The sequence below is a fragment of the Nonomuraea aurantiaca genome, assembly GCF_020215705.1.
GTDB lineage: Bacteria > Actinomycetota > Actinomycetes > Streptosporangiales > Streptosporangiaceae > Nonomuraea > Nonomuraea aurantiaca.
In genome coordinates this window covers 49,961-68,043 of sequence record NZ_JAIWNB010000021.1, presented here as the reverse complement: position 1 = coordinate 68,043, position 18,083 = coordinate 49,961, and the positions used below count along the sequence as shown (strand labels likewise).

At 71.8% G+C, this 18,083-nt stretch carries 14 protein-coding genes and 1 pseudogene; 7 read left to right on the top strand and 8 right to left on the bottom strand.

The window, feature by feature from the left end:
* Positions 1 to 82: 82 nt before the first annotated feature.
* Together LDL49_RS38130 and LDL49_RS38125 are read left to right on the top strand one after the other, a co-directional pair.
* A complete protein-coding gene (locus tag LDL49_RS38130; protein ID WP_225298849.1) occupies positions 83 to 3,442 on the top strand; it encodes an FtsX-like permease family protein in 3,360 nt (1,119 codons plus the stop codon).
* Positions 3,443 to 3,557: 115 nt separating this feature from the next.
* Positions 3,558 to 6,398 carry an FtsX-like permease family protein gene (locus LDL49_RS38125; protein ID WP_225298847.1) on the top strand — a complete coding sequence of 947 codons (2,841 nt, stop codon included), beginning with the start codon at positions 3,558 to 3,560 and terminating at the stop codon, positions 6,396 to 6,398.
* A gap of 101 nt (positions 6,399 to 6,499) precedes the next feature.
* Here LDL49_RS38125 and LDL49_RS38120 read toward each other — a convergent pair whose 3' ends face one another.
* The 3 genes from LDL49_RS38120 to LDL49_RS38110 all read right to left on the bottom strand — a co-directional run bounded on the left by LDL49_RS38120 (position 6,500) and on the right by LDL49_RS38110 (position 8,759).
* Entirely contained in the window at positions 6,500 to 7,393 is an 894-nt protein-coding gene (locus tag LDL49_RS38120; protein ID WP_225298845.1) for an SDR family NAD(P)-dependent oxidoreductase, read from the bottom strand.
* 73 nt (positions 7,394 to 7,466) lie between these two features.
* Positions 7,467 to 8,045, bottom strand: coding sequence for a TetR/AcrR family transcriptional regulator (locus LDL49_RS38115; protein WP_225298843.1), 579 nt, complete (start codon positions 8,043 to 8,045; stop codon positions 7,467 to 7,469).
* 72 nt (positions 8,046 to 8,117) lie between these two features.
* Positions 8,118 to 8,759, bottom strand: a complete 642-nt coding sequence (locus LDL49_RS38110) for a TetR/AcrR family transcriptional regulator (protein WP_225298841.1) — start codon at positions 8,757 to 8,759, stop codon at positions 8,118 to 8,120.
* Between the two features lie 212 nt (positions 8,760 to 8,971).
* Here LDL49_RS38110 and LDL49_RS38105 point away from each other — a divergent pair, with 212 nt between their 5' ends.
* From LDL49_RS38105 to LDL49_RS38095, 3 genes are read left to right on the top strand one after another with little or no spacing between them, the layout of a single operon-like run.
* Positions 8,972 to 9,568 (top strand): RNA polymerase sigma factor, encoded by a 597-nt coding sequence (locus tag LDL49_RS38105; protein ID WP_225298839.1) that lies wholly within the window; start codon positions 8,972 to 8,974, stop codon positions 9,566 to 9,568.
* Positions 9,561 to 10,745 (top strand): CU044_5270 family protein, encoded by a 1,185-nt coding sequence (locus tag LDL49_RS38100; RefSeq protein WP_225298837.1) that lies wholly within the window; start codon positions 9,561 to 9,563, stop codon positions 10,743 to 10,745. Before LDL49_RS38105 ends, LDL49_RS38100 begins: the two co-directional genes overlap by 8 nt.
* Positions 10,742 to 11,656 (top strand): CDP-alcohol phosphatidyltransferase family protein, encoded by a 915-nt coding sequence (locus LDL49_RS38095; protein ID WP_225298835.1) that lies wholly within the window; start codon positions 10,742 to 10,744, stop codon positions 11,654 to 11,656. The genes LDL49_RS38100 and LDL49_RS38095 overlap by 4 nt, the downstream gene beginning before the upstream one ends.
* A 323-nt stretch (positions 11,657 to 11,979) precedes the next feature.
* Here the strand turns inward: LDL49_RS38095 and LDL49_RS38090 are convergent, their stop codons facing one another.
* Positions 11,980 to 12,885, bottom strand: a complete 906-nt coding sequence (locus LDL49_RS38090; protein WP_308016244.1) for an MFS transporter — start codon at positions 12,883 to 12,885, stop codon at positions 11,980 to 11,982.
* A 234-nt stretch (positions 12,886 to 13,119) separates the two neighbouring features.
* A pseudogene (locus LDL49_RS59800) lies at positions 13,120 to 13,346 on the bottom strand (MFS transporter); the annotation flags it as partial.
* A gap of 175 nt (positions 13,347 to 13,521) precedes the next feature.
* Here LDL49_RS59800 and LDL49_RS38080 point away from each other — a divergent pair.
* Both LDL49_RS38080 and LDL49_RS38075 read left to right on the top strand, forming a co-directional pair.
* Complete coding sequence (locus LDL49_RS38080) at positions 13,522 to 14,493, top strand: helix-turn-helix transcriptional regulator (RefSeq protein ID WP_225298833.1); 972 nt, start codon at positions 13,522 to 13,524, stop codon at positions 14,491 to 14,493.
* A 397-nt stretch (positions 14,494 to 14,890) separates the two neighbouring features.
* A complete protein-coding gene (locus tag LDL49_RS38075) occupies positions 14,891 to 15,532 on the top strand; it encodes a DUF2306 domain-containing protein (protein WP_225298831.1) in 642 nt (213 codons plus the stop codon).
* On the opposite strand, the gene LDL49_RS38070 is transcribed toward LDL49_RS38075, so the two are convergent.
* From LDL49_RS38070 to LDL49_RS38060, 3 genes are all read right to left on the bottom strand, one after another.
* On the bottom strand, positions 15,522 to 16,178 hold the full coding sequence (locus LDL49_RS38070) for a response regulator (protein ID WP_225298829.1): 657 nt from the start codon (positions 16,176 to 16,178) through the stop codon (positions 15,522 to 15,524). The genes LDL49_RS38075 and LDL49_RS38070 overlap by 11 nt on opposite strands.
* Positions 16,175 to 17,314 (bottom strand): sensor histidine kinase, encoded by a 1,140-nt coding sequence (locus tag LDL49_RS38065; protein ID WP_225298827.1) that lies wholly within the window; start codon positions 17,312 to 17,314, stop codon positions 16,175 to 16,177. The genes LDL49_RS38070 and LDL49_RS38065 overlap by 4 nt, the downstream gene beginning before the upstream one ends.
* 131 nt (positions 17,315 to 17,445) lie before the next feature.
* Positions 17,446 to 18,012: an ArsR/SmtB family transcription factor gene (locus tag LDL49_RS38060; protein ID WP_225298825.1), complete on the bottom strand. Its 567-nt coding sequence runs from the start codon at positions 18,010 to 18,012 to the stop codon at positions 17,446 to 17,448.
* Positions 18,013 to 18,083: the final 71 nt, after the last annotated feature.

The following is an 18,083-nucleotide window of genomic DNA, read 5'->3' as shown; positions in this document are numbered from 1 at the left end:
GACGGGCGGGCTGCCTCGTGAGCGTCCAGGACCGACGGGTGGTTGGACGGGCGGGAAGCCTCGTGATCGTCCAGAGCCGCCCGTGCTGAGGCTGCTTGTTCATCGAGCCCGCGCGCAGTGGCCGCTGCTGGCCGCCCTCCTGGCGGTCGCCATGGTGGGCCCCACTCTGCTGGGTGCCTGCGCCCTTCTGGTCACCCGTACTGCCGAGCAGGCGCTGGAGGCCGCAGCGTCCCGCGCCGCTCCTGCCCGGGTCGACGTCACCGCCTACACCGTCACCGTCCGTGGACCGGACGCGCGATCCGTCGCCGACGACACCCGCCGCGTGCTGACCTCGGCGCTGGCTCCGTTCGCCGCGACGACGGCCGCGCGCGCGTCGTCGATGATGCGGTCGCTGCCGGCGACGCGGGCCGGCGGCGACGGCGTACCCGCCGAGACCTACCTGTCGGGCGTCGAAGACCTGCCGACTCGCGCCGCATTGGTCACGGGACGCTGGCCGCGGGGCGCGGCCGCCGGGGTGCACCCCGGCGTGCCGCAGAGGTCCGACGCGGTCCGTCCCGCCGCGCCGCTGGAGGCCGTCGTGCTTGAGCCCACCGCGCGGCTGCTCGGCCTCACCCTCGGCAGGCGCGTCCATCTCGGCGCGGAACTGGGCGGCGACCCCTCCCGACCAGTTGACGTAACCGTTGTCGGCGTCGTACGCCCGCTGCCGGGCACCGGCTGGGACCGCGACCCCCTCGCCGCCACCGGCTACGACCTCGCCTACCACGACGGCCGCTCCGTGCGGCCGGTCCACGCGTACGGGCCGTTCATCGTCGACCTCGCCACCCTGCTCGCCGGCGGCTCCACCATCGACCGGCTGGAGATCACCGCTCATCCTGACCTGTCCACCCCCACCCGCCGCGGCCTCGACACCGTCGCCGAGGCCGTGCTCAGCGCCGACCGCCAATTGGCGCGTACCCTCGGCGACCGGGTGCGGATCGAACGCGTCGCCTCCCGGCTGCCGTCGACCTTGCTGTCCGCCCGCGATCAGCAGCAGGTCACGGCCGCCGCCGTACTCACCGTCGCCGTCCTCGGCATCGTCCTGACCGCGACCGCCCTCGCCCTCGCCGGCCGACTCACCGCCGGCGTGCGCGCCGATGAGACAGCTCTGCTGTCGGCGCTGGGTGTCAGCCGCGGGCAGTTCGCGGCCGCCGCCGTCGTCGAGGCCGGCGCACTCGCCGTCCTGGCCGCCGCGCTCGCGATCCCCGCCTCTTCCGTCCTGCACGCCGGCCTGACCCACCTGCCGCCGCTCGCGGAGGCCGGGCTCGCCGTCCATCCGGTGGTGACCGGCGTCCATGTGCTCGCCGTCGCCGGTGGCGCGCTGGCGCTCGCGGCAGTGCTCGTCGCCCTCTCGGTGCGGCCCACCCCCGTGGCCGACGACCGTCGCCACCGGCGCGAACTGCTGGCCCGCTCCGGGGCCGATGTGCTGCTCGTGGCGTTCGCCGTCATCGGCTGGTGGCAACTGCGCGATCAGCCCACCGGCTCCGGCTCCTCTGTCGACGCCATCCGCATGCTCGCTCCCGCGCTGCTGCTCACCGCCGGCGCCGCGCTGGCGCTGCGCCTGGTGGTGCCCGCGCTGCGCGGCGTCGAGCGGCTCGCGCGCCGCGCCCGTGGGCTGACGCTCCCGCTGGCCGCGTTCGAAGCCGCCCGTCGGCCGCAGGCGGTCGCCGCGGGGCTGCTGATCGGCCTGGCCTGCGCGGCCGCCACGTTCGGGGTCGGCTTCGACGCCACGTGGCAGCGTTCCCAGCATGACCAGGCCGACTTGGCCGTCGGCACCGACCTCGCTCTCACCCTCGGCGCGCCGCCGGAGGCCGGGCAGGGCGCGGCTGTCGGCGCGGCCACCGGCGGAACGGTGAGCCCGGCCACCGACCGTGGCGTCGCGGTCGGACAGTGGCTCGGCAACGCCGGCGACGTACCACGACTGATCGCGGTCGACACCACCCGCGCCGAGTCCTTGCTGCGCGGCCGGCTGAACGACGGCCGCAGGTGGACGGACGTGGGCGCCGCCCTCGCGCCGCCGACCCGCGCCACCGGCGTCCCCGTCCCGAAAGGCGCCGTGCTCACCCTCACCGGGAAGGCGACCGGTACGGGGAAGGCGACCGATACGACCCCGCTCATCGTCACTCCCCGGCTGCTCCTGCAGGACGCCACGGGCTTACGGATCCCCTGCGACGGCGCGCCCGTCCGGCTCGACGGCAAGGCGCATCCGCTGCCGGCCTGCGCGACCGTCGAAGGGCTGCGGCTGGTCGCGGTGTCCCTCCCGTTCGCCCCCGATCTGGGGAACGTCGGCTTCGGCTTCTCCGATGCCTGGGCCGAGCTGCCGGCCGGGGCCGGCGACAGCCGCGTCGCCGTCACCCTCACCGTGCCCGAGACCCCCGCCCCGGCTCCTGTCTCCGCCCCGGCCCCTGCCCCGGAGTCCGCCTCCGCCCCTGCCTCAGGGTCCGCGTCAGTCGGCGCGGTGCCCGGGTCGCCGTGGAGCGTCACCTCCGTCGAGCCCGCCCCCGGCCAACTCGGCAATCCGGCCGTCGCCCTCGCCCGTACCCCGGCCGGCGTTCAGCTGAAAATGACGACGACCGTCGGGCTCAAGGGCCCCCCGGACGCCGCCCGAACCCTGGTCGCCACCGCCTTCCCGGCCGCGGGACCGGTGCCCGTCGCCGTCTCCTCCCGCTTCGCCGACGAAGTCAGCGCCCGTCGCGGCTCCCGGCTCAACCTCACCGTCGGCCTCACTCCCGTGTCGGTCAGGGTGAGCGAGGTGCTGCCCACCGTTCCATCCGCCCCGGGTGCCGCGGCGATCCTGGCCGACTCGGACGCGCTCTCCCGCGCCCTCGTCATCGGCGGCAACCTCGACCTCCCCGTGGACGCCTGGTGGGTCGGCGACCCCACTCGGGCCGACGCCGCCGTACGCGCCGCCGCTCTCCGCCTCGGCGCCGTCACCACGCGCGCATCCGAGACCGCCCGCCTCACCGGTGGCCCCTTGCGCGCCGGGCTGCCGGCCGCGCTCCGGCTGCTCGTTCCGGCCACGGCCCTGCTGCTGCTCGCCGGTGTCGTGCTGCACGTGACCTTCGACCTCCGGAGCCGCGCGCTGGAGGTGGCGCGGCTGCGGGGCCTGGGGATGACCCGGCGGGAGGTACGTGCCGTACTGCTCGGCCAGCACGTCGGCGTCCTGCTGCCCCTGCTCGCGACCGGGGCGGCCGTCGGCGCACTCGCCACCCGCGTCGTCGCGCCCCTGCTCGTCCGCTCCGACACCGGCGCCGCGCCCGTGCCGGTCGCCCTGCCCATCTGGCCGTGGGCCGCCGAGGCCGGCTTGCTCGCCCTGCTGCTGGCCGGGTGCACGCTCGCGGTGACCGCCGTGGTGGTCGTACAAGCCCGCCGCGTCGACGTCGCGTACCTGCGGGTGGCGTCGTGAGACACATGGGGGCACGGGTCGTGAAGCATCTGCGGGTGGTGTCGTGAGGAACCTGCGGGCACGGCGTCGTGAGGGATCTGTGGGTGCGGGTCGTGAAGCATCTGCGGGTGGTGTCGTGCGGTGGCGCGCCGGTCTGTGGCCGGTCGGTCGCTGGTGGCCGCTCGCCCTGCACTGGCCCAGCGTTCTCGGGCGCGCCCGTGCCGATGCCGGGTCGCTGCTCCTGGCCGCCGCGGTCGTGGCGGTCGTCACCCTGCTCGCCGGCGCCGTACCGCCGCTGCTGCGCGCGACCGCCGACGAGGCCGTTCAGGACGGGGTCCGCCGCGCCGGCGGCGACGGTGACGTCCTGGTAGAAGCCCGCATGGAACGCGACGACGGGCCCAACGGCGGACGCGTCCGCGCTCCCCGGCTCGCCGAGGACGTCGACGACTTCCGCGACAGGGCGACGGACGAACTCGGACCCGGCCTGCGGGCCGCGCTGCGCCCGCCCGTCGCCACCGTCATCAGCCCCACCCTCAAGATCACCGATGGCAGCGTGCTGCGCACCTTCCAGCTCGCCTACCTGGCGAAGGGCGACGGCGCCGACGGTGGCCCGCAGGCAGACGGCGCAGACGACTCAGACGGCGGGCCGCACGTGACCTGGATCGCGGGCGGTCCGCCCCGGCCCGCCGTCCCTGAGGCGGACAACCACGCCGAGGTTCCCGCCATGGGGAAGCCACGGCCGGTGCAGGTCGCTCTGTCGGAAGCGGACGCCGAGGCGCTCAAGCTGCGTCCCGGCGCCCGCATCCCGCTCAAGGACGACGCGGGGAACATCAAGAAGGTCCTGGTCAGCGGCATCTTCCGGCCGACGGACAGCACCGATTCCGCCTGGCGGTCGGCCCCCGCGCTGCTGCGTCCCGTCTCCGGTGCGGATGGTGTGGGTTCCACCCGGTTCGCCGGCCTGCTGTCGCCCGGCTCCCTGCCCGACGCCCGTCTCGCGTTCGACCAGGACGCGCTACGACGCGTCGTCCGGTTCACCCCCGACCCGAGCCGGATCACCTGGGACTCCGCCCAGGCGATCGCCTCGAAGGTGGTCGCGCTCAAGGCCAATTCCGGCTCATCCGGCGCCCTCGACGGCTCCCTGAAGTGGGAGACGGGGCTCGACGGCGTACTGCGGAACATCCGAGCCCAGGTCGGCGCCGCATCCGCGCAGGCGTCGGTCCTGCTCACCGGCGTGCTGACCGTCGCCGTCCTGGTCCTGCTGCTCGCCGCCGACCTGCTGGTCCGCCGCCGCGCGCCGGCGCTGGAGGCCGCACGGCAACGGGGGGCGGCCCTGCCGACGCTCGCTGCCGAGCTGCTGCTCGAGTCCACCGTGGTGGCGCTGTCGGCCGCCGCGGCCGGGCTCGCGCTGTCCCGCGCGGTCGTCCCGGGCGCCTCCTGGGAGTGGGTGCTGCCCGTGGTGCTCGCCGCCGTCGTCGCCGGCCCGGCGTTCGGTACGCTCGCCGCCGCCCGCGCCACCCGAGACCGGCGGGTCCCGGCCAACCGGACCGCGCGCCGCTGGGCCCGCCACACCGTCCAACTGCGCCGCGCCGCCCTTGAGGCCGCGGTACTGATCGCCGCGGTGGCCGCCTTCGTGGCGCTGCACCAGCGCGGGATTCTCCCGGCCGCCCTCGCTCCTGGAGGCGACGTGGCCGGTCCGGGGCTTGGGCTGGGGGACGGGCCGCTGCCCGCGAGCGCGCCCGCTCTCGGTGTTGTCGCCGGCACGCTCGTCGTGCTGCGGCTGCTCCCCGCGGGGCTGGGCCTCGTGCTCAAGCGTGCCCTGCGCTCACGCCGCCCGTTGGCGGTGTTCGGCACCGCGCGGGCGGTCGCGACGTCCGCGCGTGCGCTGCCGCTTCTGGTCCTGGTGACCTCCGCCGCCTTGGCGTCGTTCGCGCTCACCCTGGACGCCACTGCGGGCGACGGTCTGGCCGAGGGCGCTTGGCGTACCGTCGGCGCCGACGCCCGCCTCGACGTCGTCCCCGCCGCGGCGGCCTCCACACCCGCCCTGGCCCGGCGCATCGCCGCCGCGCCAGGAGTCCGGGAGGTGGTCGCCGCTCAGGTCACCGACCGGGCGCGGGTCGTCGCCGACTCACTGGTCGTCGGTCCGCGCCTGGTGATCGTGGACGCCTCCGCGTTCCGGCGGCTGCTCGCCGCCACCCCGCTGCCGGACGCGCCGGCGCTCGCCCGGCTCGGGGCGACCGGTCACGGGGACGTGCCTGCCCTGGTGCGCTCCGACGACGGCGGCCTGCGGTCAGGCATGCGGCTGGACCTGCTCCGGGACGGTGCTCCGACCATCCGGCTCACCGCCGTCGGTACGGCACCCGCCGTCGGCGACGCCGGTGACGTCGTCGTCGTGGACGCCGCTACCCTCAAGGCCGCAGGCATGCCCTCCGTACCCAACACGGTGTGGGCGGCCGGCCCCGGAGCGGCGCGGGCGGTCGCCGCGAGCGCCGTCGACGCGGACACCGTGCTGCGGGAGGACGTGCTGCGCGCCCGCCGCGCGGCGCCGCTGACCTCAGGGCTGCTGACGTTGGCGTGGGTCTCGGCCGCGACTCTGCTGGCCCTTGGGCTGCTGGGTCTGGCTCTCGGCGCTGCCGCGAGCGCGCCGGAACGATGGCAGACCCTGACCCGGCTGCGCACCCTCGGTCTGCGGCCGCGGGACGCCCGGTGGATCGCCGCGGGGGAGTTGCTGCCGCCGGTGATGGTCGCCGCCGTGGTCGGCCCACTGCTCGGGGTGCTGCTCGCCCGCCTGATGCTCGGCTCGCTCGCGCTGCGGCTGCTCACCGGGCAGGCTGCCGACCCGGCCCTGGTGCTGCCGTGGTGGCGGCTGGGTCTGGTGACCGTCGCGTTGCTGGTGGCGGTCGCCGTCGTGGTGCCCATCGAGTCGGCGCTGCGGCGCCGGCGGCGGCTGAGCGAGGTGCTGCGTGCGGGTGGCGGCTGAGCGAGGTGCTGCGCGCGCGGGAGACGGATAGCTGGCGCCCCGCAGCCGGGGAGGACGTCCTTTGCCGGACGAATTCGGCGGAGGGGGCGAGGTCGCGGAGCTCAGGTGAGGGTGAGGGGAGCCAGTTGCCGGCTGAGTCTGAGGACGGCCTGGACCGTTCGGGGGTCGCGGCTGGCGCGGAAGGGGGCGACGGGTCGGGTGTCGGGTCCGATGACCAGGCCTGTCTGCCCGTCCAGTGAGGCGTCGGTCGCGGCGAGGATCGACGACCGGGCGGCCACGGAGGCGGGGCCGGAGGTGGCGCGTTCGAAGGTGCGGCGGACCAGTGGCCAGAGCAGGCGCAGGGCCGGCGAGACGATCTTGGGTGAGCGCATGGTGCCGTCCGTCATGTCGGTGGCGGCGCCGCCCGGGTCGGCCGCGAAGACCGAGACGCCCGTGCCCCGCAGTCGCTCGGCCAGGTCCAGCGTGTACGCGAGGTTGGCCAGCTTCGCCCGGCCGTACCAGTGAAAGCCGTAGTAGCCGCCCGGCGGCTCGACCGCCGCGAAGGAGCGCTTGGCGGTCCTGATCGAGCCGGAGGTGACGTTCACGATCCGGCTCGGCCCGCCGGCCTGGAGTGGTGCCAGCAGCAGCTCGGTCAGCAGGTAGGGGGAGAGGTGGTTGACGGCGAATGTCGCCTCGATCCGGTCCGTCGTCTGCCGGCGGTCGGCGAACATCGCCCCGACGTTGTTGATCAGAACGCTCAGTGGTCCCTCCGCCGCCAGTCGGTCGGCGAGCGCTCGTACAGCGTCGAGCGATGCGAGGTCGGCCGCCACGAACCTGGCCTCCGCTCCGGGCACCGCGGCGCCGATCCGTTCGACCGCTTGGGCGCCGCGCTCGGCGCTCCGGCCGACCACGGTGACGGTGTAACCGGCCGCCGCCAGCCCTATCGCGGTCTCCAAGCCGATTCCGCCGGTCCCCGCCGTCACTACCGCCCGTCGGTCCACGGTCCCGCCCTTCATCGCCTAATCGGATAGCTATCCGGTTCACTTCGCGTACCGTAGCACAAGTGGATAGCTATCCGGTTAGATGGCGTCAGCGCGGCGGGCGCAGGCCCTGAAGGAGGACGTCGAGGTAGAGCTCGGCGTACCGGGGGTCGCCGTCACCGGAGCGGACCGCGTGCTGGACGCCGCAGAGCAGGCGGCGGATGTCGTCCGCCTCCAGGCCATGCCGGACGGCGCCGGCGGCGCGGGCGCGATCGAGCAGTTCCTCAAGGGCGCGGTCGAGCTCGGCCTTCATCTCCGAGGTCTGTGCCTCGGCGTCGCCGGCGGATTCGAGCACGGCCGCGAACCCGGCGTCGTCCAGCGCGCGTCCAAGAGTGAACCGCAGCAAGCGGTGCAGGCCCGCGAGGACATCCTCGTCGGCCGCCGCGTTCTGCGCCTCGGTGACGAGTTGCTGGAAGCGTTCGGCCGACAGCGCCTCCAGCAGCGCGTGCCGGTTGGGGAAATGCCGGTAGACGGTCCCGACACCCACCCCGGCGAGCCGGGCGATGGTGTTCAGCTGGAGTGAGTCGTCACCTGCGGCCAGCTGCTCGCGGGCGACCCGCAGCACCCGTGCGCGATTGCGCGCGGCGTCCGCGCGCAATGCTGTCCCCTGTCCGGCCTTCGGTGTCACAGGATCAGCCTAATGAGCTTTCCGGTGTCACCGGCTCGGCCCATGCGGCACGCGGCGGCCGGCGCGGCCCGATCAGTTGCCGGGCGGTGGCTCGGCGGAGTGGGTGAGGCCGAGAAGGCGGTCGAGCAGTTGGTGCATGTGAGCGCGGAAGCGCCGCAGCGCGTCGGGGTCGCTGGGGCTGCGGCGTTGTCCTGTCGTGTCGAGGACCCCGCTCAGTGAGAACCCCTGGATGCACCAGACCATCGTGTACGTGGTGAGCTGCGCGTCGGCGTGTACGGGCGCCGCCAGGGCGGCGATGCTCTCGACGGCGTGCTGGGCCAGCGGCTGAGCGTTGAGTGACTCCAGCTCTTCGATGTCGCTGGCGTCGGAGAGCCATCGGTGCATCCACAGCGCGGGGACCTCGGGATGCTCGACGCACAGGTCGATGTAACCGTCGATGAACCGGTGGAGGGCGGCCAGCTTCTCCTCGGGCGCGGCGGCCTTCAGCTCGCCGGCTCTCGTGTCGATGGCGGTCGCGAGAAGCTGGTGGGCGCGTTCCATGACCGCCAGGTAGAGGTGGCGTTTGGTGGGGAAATGCTGGGTGATGGCGGCCGTGTTCAGCCCGGCGGCCTCGCCGATCTGCCCAATGGTGACGCCGTCGTGGCCGAGCGCGGCGAACAGCCTGGTCGCCACCCGCAGGGTCAGCTCCCGCTCGTTGTCTTCTGGAGAGGCCATGGACGCGACCATAGGACCGCGATGTCGAGCGGCCTACCGCGCGATCGGCAAGCGCGGGTAAAAGTCCGAGCCGCGACTGCCCGCCGTACGGGGATTTAAGAGGACAAGCGGGGATATTTCGGGAAACTTCGTGCTGATTTTGAAAGAAGTGTGAAGAGGAGTCGGGGCTTCGGCGGAATAGAGGTGTACTCCACAGAAGGGACACCATGCGAATGGCCGCTCCCCCGGACGTGCCCGTGACAGGCGATGACGCCGCGCTCATCGAGCGGTCATGGCACCACCCGGAAGCGTTCGCCGTGCTCTACGACCGCTACTTCGAAGAGATACACCGGTACGTCTCCGGACGGCTCGGCACGCAGATCGCCGATGATCTGGCCGCCGAGACGTTCCTGGTGGCGTTCAGGAAACGGCAGACGTTCGACTCCGCCCGCGGTGCCGTACGCCCTTGGCTGTACGGGATCGCCACCAACCTGCTCGCTCAGCATCGAAGGAGCGAAACGCGCAGGCTGGAGGCTTTTCAGCGGGCACCTGCCGGCGAAGTGGCAGATGACGGGCACGAGGACAGGGTGACGGCGAGAGTGGCCGCCGCGAACGCACAGGGGCGGCTCGCGACAGCGCTTGGACGTCTCTCCGCCGGCGATCGCGACGTGCTCCTCCTCGTCGCGCTCGCCGACCTGACCTACGAGGAGGTCGCGCAGACGCTCGACATTCCGTTCGGGACCGTCGGCTCCCGGCTCAACCGGGTGCGTAAGAAGCTCCGCAGAGCCCTCGGTGGCGTCAATCCGATGATCGGAGGGTTCGATGGATGAGCTGAACGACCGCCCGGACGAGCTGGCCGCCGTACGCGATCTCCTCTCGATGCCCGGCCCTTCATCCGAAACCGTCGACGCCGGCCGGGCCAGGCTGCAGGCGGCGCTGGCCGCACCTCCTCAAGCGCCTCGACGCGCGCCGGAAGCCCCTCAACGCGTACCGGCTCGAACTACGCGAAGAGCACGGTCGCGGTGGTGGGCGCCGGTCCGCAACGGATTGATCGGGGCGGCGTCGGCGGCCGCGCTGGCGCTCGCCGTGGCCGTGCCTTCCAACTCGCTGATCGATCTCTCGCCTGTTCCCGCCGTGTCCGCCTCTGCCCCGCCGACCGCCAGGCAGGTCCTGCTCGCCGCGGCGATCGCGATGGCCACGGCGCCGTCCGACGGCGCCTATTGGCGCACCAGCGTCGTGACCGGGCAGCTGATCCTCTCTCCCGACCGCCAGTACGTCGTCAAGCGCCAGTCCACCCGTGAGACATGGCTCACCAGGAAGAACGGTGAGCAGGATCGATGGACCGGCCGGTACCTCGGCGCGAAACCGGCGACACCCCAGGACGAGGCCGCGTGGCGAACCGCCGGGTCCCCGAGTCACTGGCAGTACCCGGCGGACGTGACCGGCCTGGGCCGCGTCTCCCCGCAGGCGCTGGTGGAGTCGGCGCCCGGCCCGCCGCAGGGCGGCCCGCACCGCGTCGCCTGGCGGAACGCGGCCGGGATCCTGACCAAGCAGCTGGTCGGCTGGAAGGCCCTGAGCACGATCCCGAGCGACCCCACGGCGCTCCGCGCCTTCCTCGTGACCCATATCGCCCGCGAGAACGGCGCGTATGTCGGGCGCGAGATGGAGGCCGAGCTGCGCGAGAGCTGCCTGGAGATCATCGCCGGGCTGCCGGTCTCGCCCGAGGTGCGCGCCTCGGCGTACCAGATCCTGGCCTCGATGCCCGGCATGAAGCCGGAGGGCGCGGTCACCGACCCGCTCGGCCGGGCCGGCCAGGCCCTGAGCTACCAGGTGATGAGGGACGGCCGGCTCAGCGACGAGCGGCTCGTCATCGACGCGGAGAGCGGGCTGCCGCTGGCCACGGAGACGAGGAGCGTCAGCCGGGTGGCCGACGGCCGGGACGTCGAAATTGGCTCTTTCATCGCATATGAGCAAATCGGATGGACGGACGAAGGGCCCGCACAGTGACAACCTTCACCTTGGACGACGTGCGCACGCTGACCTACAAGGCGCGGGACGCCTGGTGGACGGTGTTCCTGGTCGATCCGCTCGCCGGGCGGCTGGTGGTCGGCCTGGCGAACCGTACCGCCATCACACCGAACCAGATCACCTGGGGCGCCTTCTTACTCGGGCTCGGCTCGGCGGGCTGCTTCCTGATGGCCGACGGTTGGGCGTGGCTGGTCGCCGGCGCCGTCCTGTATCACCTGAGCTTCGTGCTGGACTGCGTGGACGGCAAGATCGCCCGGCTCAAGGGCACCGGCACCGTGCTGGGCGGCTGGCTCGACTACGTCTTCGACCGCATCCGGGTGCTCACCTGCGCCCTGGCGCTCATGTGGGGGCGCTTCGAGAGCACCGGTGAGGAGTTCTACCTCGTCCTCGGCATGCTCGTCGTCTTCCTCGACATGCTCCGGTACGTTGACGCGCTCCAGGTCGCCAAGGTACGCCGCCAGATGCGCCGCAAACTGGACGACGCGATCGAGGAGGCCACCGGTGTCCCGGCCGTTTCCCGGGAAAAGCCGGACCTGGAAGAGACGGGTCTCGAATCAGGCGAGATCCGCTCCGCCGACTCGGTGGACCTGCAGCAGAACTTCCGTACGCACTTCGCCTGGTACATCCGCATCCGCGACTGGCTGCGCGACCACCGCGTCCGGGCTCATCTGATCAGCGGCATCGAGTTCCAGATGGCGGTGTTCATCGTCGGCCCGCTCACCGGGCAGATCGTGCCGGTGACCGTCGGCACGGCGGCCCTCCTGCTGGTCTTCGAGGCCGCGATCATGTTCAAGCTCTACCTGTCCTCCCGGGACCTCACCCGGGCACTGGCGAAGATCCGCTCGACCCCGATCCGCCCCACGGCCCCGGTGGCTCAGCCGCAGGGCTGACGCCAGCCGAATCGTACGGGTGAACCCCCGCCCCCGATCGCCCGATGCCGGTGTCCCTCGGTCGGCGTCAACTCGTCTGTGCGGCATGGGATGTGGGCCGCGTGGGACGCCGCCGGTTGGGGCATCCGAGGACAGAGCTGACTCCTCGGTCGGGATACGCGATCGGGCAGTTATCGGGTGCGGGGGGAGGTGCGGGCCGTGGGATGAACCGGCCCGCTCAGAAAGGGGTACGGCGGCGCGGGGCTCGTAGGTTCATCCAACCGCCGGAAAGCCGGCGGGCCAGGGGGCGCGTTTGCTTGTGGTGCGACTCCCCCCACACGGGTTCACTGGTTGACATGCTCGGCCGCGGTCTTCGGGAGCGAGAGCATCACGAGGGCCGCCACGACGTAGAGCAGCGCGGAGACGACGAGGACGATGCTCAGCGCGTGACCGTAGTCGGCCGGCCCCGGTGCGCCGGTCGTCGATCCGGTGACGGCAGTGAAGAAGACCGTGCCGAGAACGGCGATGCCGATGGCGCCGCCGATCTGGTTGACGGTGGAGAGCACGCCGCCCGCGGCGCCCGCGTCGCGTCCAGGGATGCCGGCGAGGACGACGTTGACGAGGATGGGGGCGGCAAGACCGAGCCCGAGGCCGCCGATGAAAAGAGCGAGGGCAAGGTGCCAGTATCCGGGATCGTTGCCGTCCCTGACGATCGCCCACAGGACGAGCTGGGATGCCGCGATGGTGAGCGAGCCGGTGATCAGCAGGGCTCTCCCGGCCTTGGCGGCGAGGGCGACGCCGAGTCCTGAGGTGATGATCGAGCCGAGCGCGTAAGGCAGGATCACCAGGCCGGTCTCCCACGCGGTGCGGTCGGTGCCGCTTTGGAGGTAGATCGACAGGGTGAGGAAGAACGACCCGATGCCGCCGAAGAAGAGCACGGACGCGCTCAGACCGATCGCGAAGGCGCGGATTCGGAGCAGAGCCGGATCGAAGACGGGTTCGGTCCCGCGTCCGGTGAGGCGGCGCTCGTAGGCGAGGAAGATCGCCAGCACGACGATTCCAGCGCTGAGGAGGGCGTAACTGGCCCAGGTCCATCCCCAGGGCTCGGTCTGGATGATCGGCAGTAGCAGGAGCAGGATGCCCGAGGCCGCGAGCAGCGCGCCCAGGAGGTCCAGCCGCGCGGTCGAAGTGGAGCGGGACTCCGGCAGAACCTTCGCGCCGATGATGAGCGCCAGGATCGAGACAGGCACGTTGATCCAGAAGATTGTGCGCCATCCCAGATCGAACAGGTCGCCATCAACGAGCAGCCCGCCCAGCAGCGGCCCGGCGACCGACGCGAGACCCTGAACTGCCCCGTAGGCGCCGAACGCCTTGGCACGCTCGCCCGGAGCGAACGATGCCCGGATGACCCGAACACCTGCGGGACCATGATCCCTGCGGTCAGTCCCTGCGAGGCGCGCATACCGATGAGCATTCCCGAATCGGCGGCCAGCGCGCAGAGCGCGGAGGTGAGCATGAACCCGGCCAGCCCGATCATGAACAGGCGCTTGCGGCCGTACTGGTCACCGAGCCGTCCGCCGGTGATCAGGCCCGCACCCAGGGCGAGGATGTAGGCGGCGATCGTCCACTGGATCTGAGCGTCGCCGGCCCCCAGGTCCTGGGCTATCGCCGGGGCGGCGACGGTGACGATCGTCGCGTCGAGAAGGTCCATGAAGGAGCCGAAGAGCACCACCAGGAGCGCCGCGCTCGCGCCCGCGCCGGAGATGAGTGCCGAGGAAGCGGCGGGTGCACGCGTGCCCTCTTGAGGGGTCTGTGAAGCGATCATGCCGGCCACAATGGCCAGTATAGTTGCCATCGAGTGACCGCTTTAGGTGAGGGAATGAGCGATGGCTGCCACCTCCGCGCGGATGCTCAAGCTGCTGTCGATCTTCGGGATCGGCGCGACCCTGACCGCCGAGGAGCTCGCCACCAGGCTCGGGGCGTCTGTGCGGACCGTGCGACGCGACATCGACACGCTCAGAGAGCTCGGTTACGAGATCGAGGCCGTGCGCGGGGCGGGCGGAGGTTACCGGCTCGGCCGCGCCACCCGGTTGCCGCCGGTCGTCTTCGACGAGGACCAGGCTGTCGCGGCGGCCGTCGCGCTCCAGACCGTCCCCACGATCCTGTCCGGCATCCGCGAGAACTCGGCGCGCGCTCTCGCCACGCTGCAGCAGGCGATGCCCGCCCGCAGCCGCATCCAAGCCGAAGCGTTCACCGTCTCCGCAGCGCGCAACTACTGGGAATTCCCCGCGGCGCCCATCGACGCCGAGATCATCCGCGTCATCGGTGGCGCGATCAACCGACAGCACATCGTTCGCGTGGACTACACCGGCCAGGGCGAACCGATGACGCTCACGCTGGAACCGCACGACCTCGTCGTATGGGCGGCACGGTGGTACCTCGTCGCGTTCCAGCCGGACGAGGACCGATGGCGCGCAATGCGAATCGACCGCCTCGAACCACGCATGCCCACGGGGAGAACCTTCGACCGCCGCGACGTCCCGCACGGCGATCCGGTCGCATTCGTCATGAGCACGCACGACCGCGGCGACACCCCGGCGGAATGGCCATGCCGCGGGTCGGCGCTCGTCGCACTACCTGCGCCCGTCGTCGCCCGGTTCGCCCCCGGCGGATCGACGGTCGAGCACGACACCGACTCCCGCTGCCGGCTTACGCTGGGTGCGTGGTCATGGGCAGGGCTGGCAGGACTGCTCCTGACTTTCGACGCCGACATCACGGGCATCGAACCGGCAGAGCTCAGGCAGGCGCTGCGCTCCTTGCGCACCCGCATCGACGAAGGACTCGGGCGCACTATGTGAGTTCGCTGGGATGTGTCGAGGCTGGGGAGGGTCTGTCGGGGTCCGGGTTCGCGCGGAGGCCGTCGATGATATGGGTGATCCAGTTGCGTCGGGCGCCGACCTCTCTGTCCGCCAGGGTCCTCAGCTCCACGAGTGTGCTGTGTGTTTTCCATCCGGGCGAGCGGCGATCAGAGCCTGGTCTGCGTCCTGGCCGAAAGTACGCCCGATTTTCGGACGATCGGCCGGTTCGGAACGGGCCTTTCTCTCGATGAGCCGGCATCGCCTCAGTCAGCACACTCAGGTCATGACCGACGAGAGCACGACGGAATGCCCCCCACTCCCGCAGCCGTCGCGAGGTGGCAGGCCGACGGATGATCGAAGCGGAGCGGCGCCCTCCTCCAGGCGGGGAGGGTGGCGCGTGCCCGCCGCCCTGCTCGCGCTCAGCGCCATTCCCGTGATCGCCGGTGCCGTTCGGATGACCGAGCTGACCGGCGGCGCGGCGATCACTGCGGACAACGCGCGGTTCTTCGCGGCGCCGCTGCCCGTGGTGCTGCACATCATCTGCGTCAGCGTGTACAGCATTCTGGGGGCTTTCCAGTTCGCCTCCGGGTTCCGGCGTCGGAGGCCGGGGTGGCATCGCGTCGCCGGGCGGGTGCTGGTGCCATGTGGATTCGTCGTAGCGCTGACGGGTCTGTGGATGACCCTGTTCTATGCCCGCCCTGAGGGGGATGGCGATCTCGTCGCCGCCTTCCGGCTCGTGTTCGGCACGGCCATGTTCCTGTCTATCGGCCTGGGCCTCGCCGCGATCCGGCGGCGGGACATCGGCCGGCACCGCGCCTGGATGATGCGCGGGTATGCGATCGCACTAGGTGCGGGGACGCAGGCGCTGACCCACCTGCCATATTTCCTGCTCATCGGCACACCTGGCGAGCTCCCCAGAGCGCTGCTCATGGGCGCTGGGTGGGTGATCAACCTCGCCGTGGCCGAATGGATCATCCGAAAGCGGCCGCCGACGCGAGGGATCCGGAAGTCGGCATACCGGGGTCGGCTCAGCTCTTGACGCGGTTGGTCTCGTACGCCCACATGGCGATCTCGACGCGGTTGCGGGCGCCCAGCTTGGCCATCAGGCTGGTGAGGTGGGACTTGACGGTGCTGAGAGAGATGTGCAGCTCGTCGGCGATCTCGCTGTTGGTTCGCCCACGGGCCACGGTGGCCAGGATCTGTTCTTCCCGGTCCGTCAGCGCCTCGATGGGTTGCACCGGCGGTGCGGCGGGTCCGGTACGGGCGAAGGTCCCGAGCAGGCGGGCGGTGATGCTCGGGGCGATGAGCGCGTCGCCGTTGGCGGCGGCGTGAATGGCCTGGGAGAGCAGGGCGGCGCCGGCGTTCTTGAGCAGAAAACCTCGGGCACCGGCTCTCAGGGCGGCGTAGACGTACTCGTCGAGGTCGAAGGTGGTGATGACGACGACAGGGAGGGGGTCGTCGACTTCCGGCCCGGCGAGGGAGCGGGTGGCCTCGATGCCGTCGAGGACGGGCATGCGAATGTCGAACAGACACACGTCGGGGCGCAGGCGCCGCGCGAGCTCGACGGCTCGGCGCCCGTCGGCGGCCGCTCCGATGACCTCGATGTCCGGTTGGGCGTCGAGGATCATCGTGAGCCCGGTGCGGACGATCTCCTGGTCGTCGGCGACGATCACCCGGATGCTCATGTGGCCGATCCGGTGCGGGGCAGTATGGCGGTCACGGTCCAGCCCCGGTCGGGGTCGGGGCCGGCTACGCAGGTGCCGCCGAGCAGGTCGGCGCGTTCGATCATGCCGATGAGCCCATATCCCTGCGACCTGGCCGGCCGTTTGAGGCTGCTGTCGCCGTCGTCGCTGACGCGCAGGTGCACCGAGGTGTCGTCGGCGCTCAGGCGGACCTGGATGCGGGTGGCGTGACGCGCATGACGCCGGGCGTTGGTGACCGACTCCTGGGCCAGGCGGTAGATCGCGGCACCGACCGAGGGCGGTAGATCGTCGACGTCGCCCGAGATCTCCACGTCGACGGACGGACCGGAGTGGCCTGGGCCGGCGAGCTGCTGGAGATCGGTGACGCGCCGTCCGGGCGCCAGGTCGGCCGGCTGGTCGCGGCGCAGGACGCGGACCATGGCGCTCATCTCGGCCAAGGCGCGCGCCGCCTCCGCCTCGATCACCTGCAGCGCCTCGGTCGCGGCGCTCGGTCGCGACGCCGAGGTGGCCAGGCCGGCCTGCGCGCGGATGGCCATCGCCGAGACGTGATGCGCGATGGTGTCGTGCAGGTCGCGGGCCAGCTGTTCGCGTTCGAGCAGCTTGACCTGGTCGAGCTCGCGCATCCTGGCCTTGGCCCGGTAGCGGAAGGCCAGGCCCAGGGCGACGACCAGGAGCACCACGGTGACCCCGCCGACGGCATCGCTGAGACCGGGGTAGTCGAAGACCGTCGAGAAGCAGATCTTGACCAGGATGATCGTCAACCCGATCACCGCCTCGCGTCCGGACCCCCACCGGACCAACGAGTAGATCAGCAACAGCAGAAACGCCATGGTGTACGTCTCTGGCGAGTAGCCGCCCGTCAGTAAGGGGACCGGGATCATGGCGCCGAAGGCGATCACGATCACCAGCAGCGGTCGGCTGCGGCGCCACAACAACGTCGACGCCAGCCCGGCAGTGACGATCACCGAGAGGGCCCGCCACGGAAGATCCGGCCGCAGCACTCCTTCGAGCATCGCGGCTGCCACCAACACCCCCACCAGCGCCCAGTCCCGCCACCCCCGCGGCGCGGGGTTGGGCGGACGGGGCTCGTCCCACACCGAACGAATGAGACCGCGCACAGAGTCATGGTACGAGAGCCGGTGCCGCTCCGGATCAGCCCAAGGTATGACGAGCACCTGTCGCGAGACGCCCCAGGACCGGCACCAAGGGAACGGATCTGGCGGGTGAAAGCGCAGGTGGGTCACCTTGGTCAATCCTCGTCCGCCGGGAGCGCGAACAGGCGGATGTACAGCGGGCGGGCGTCCGGCGGCGCGTCCTCGGCGCGGTGGCTGTATCTCAGCAGCAGCGCGATGTACTCCTCGAAGAACGCCGCGAACTCCTCCTTGGTCATCCGGCCCAGGCCGCGTGATCCCTTGGCCCAGTCCGGGTCGCGGTGGTAGGCGGCGGGGAAGCGCTCGAAGAGTTCGCGGTCCTCGTCCATGCCGATGCGGTGGAACTCGGCGAGAAGATGGCGGTCCTCGGGCGCGAGTTGGTCGGGTGTGGGCGGGCGCAGGTCTCTGGGGACGTCGGGGGCGCGGCGCCACCAGCGCTCCCGGCCGGTCGAGCGTTCGGGGATCTCCTCGATGAAGCCGTACTTCTCCAGCTGGCGCAGGTGGTAGCTGGTCGTGCCGGTCTTGGCGCCGAGGAGCTCGCCGAGGGTGGTCGAGGTCGCGGGGCCGTGCACGTTGAGGTGGCGCAGCATGAGCCGGCGCATCGGATGGGCGAGGGCCTTGAGCCTCGCCGGGTCATCAAGAGTGAACGCCTCGTCATCCTTCATGGGGAGCAGCCTAGTCCTGCAGAGGGATATCTGCAGATAACTCTTTGCCGAGATGTCTCTGCAGAGTAGGT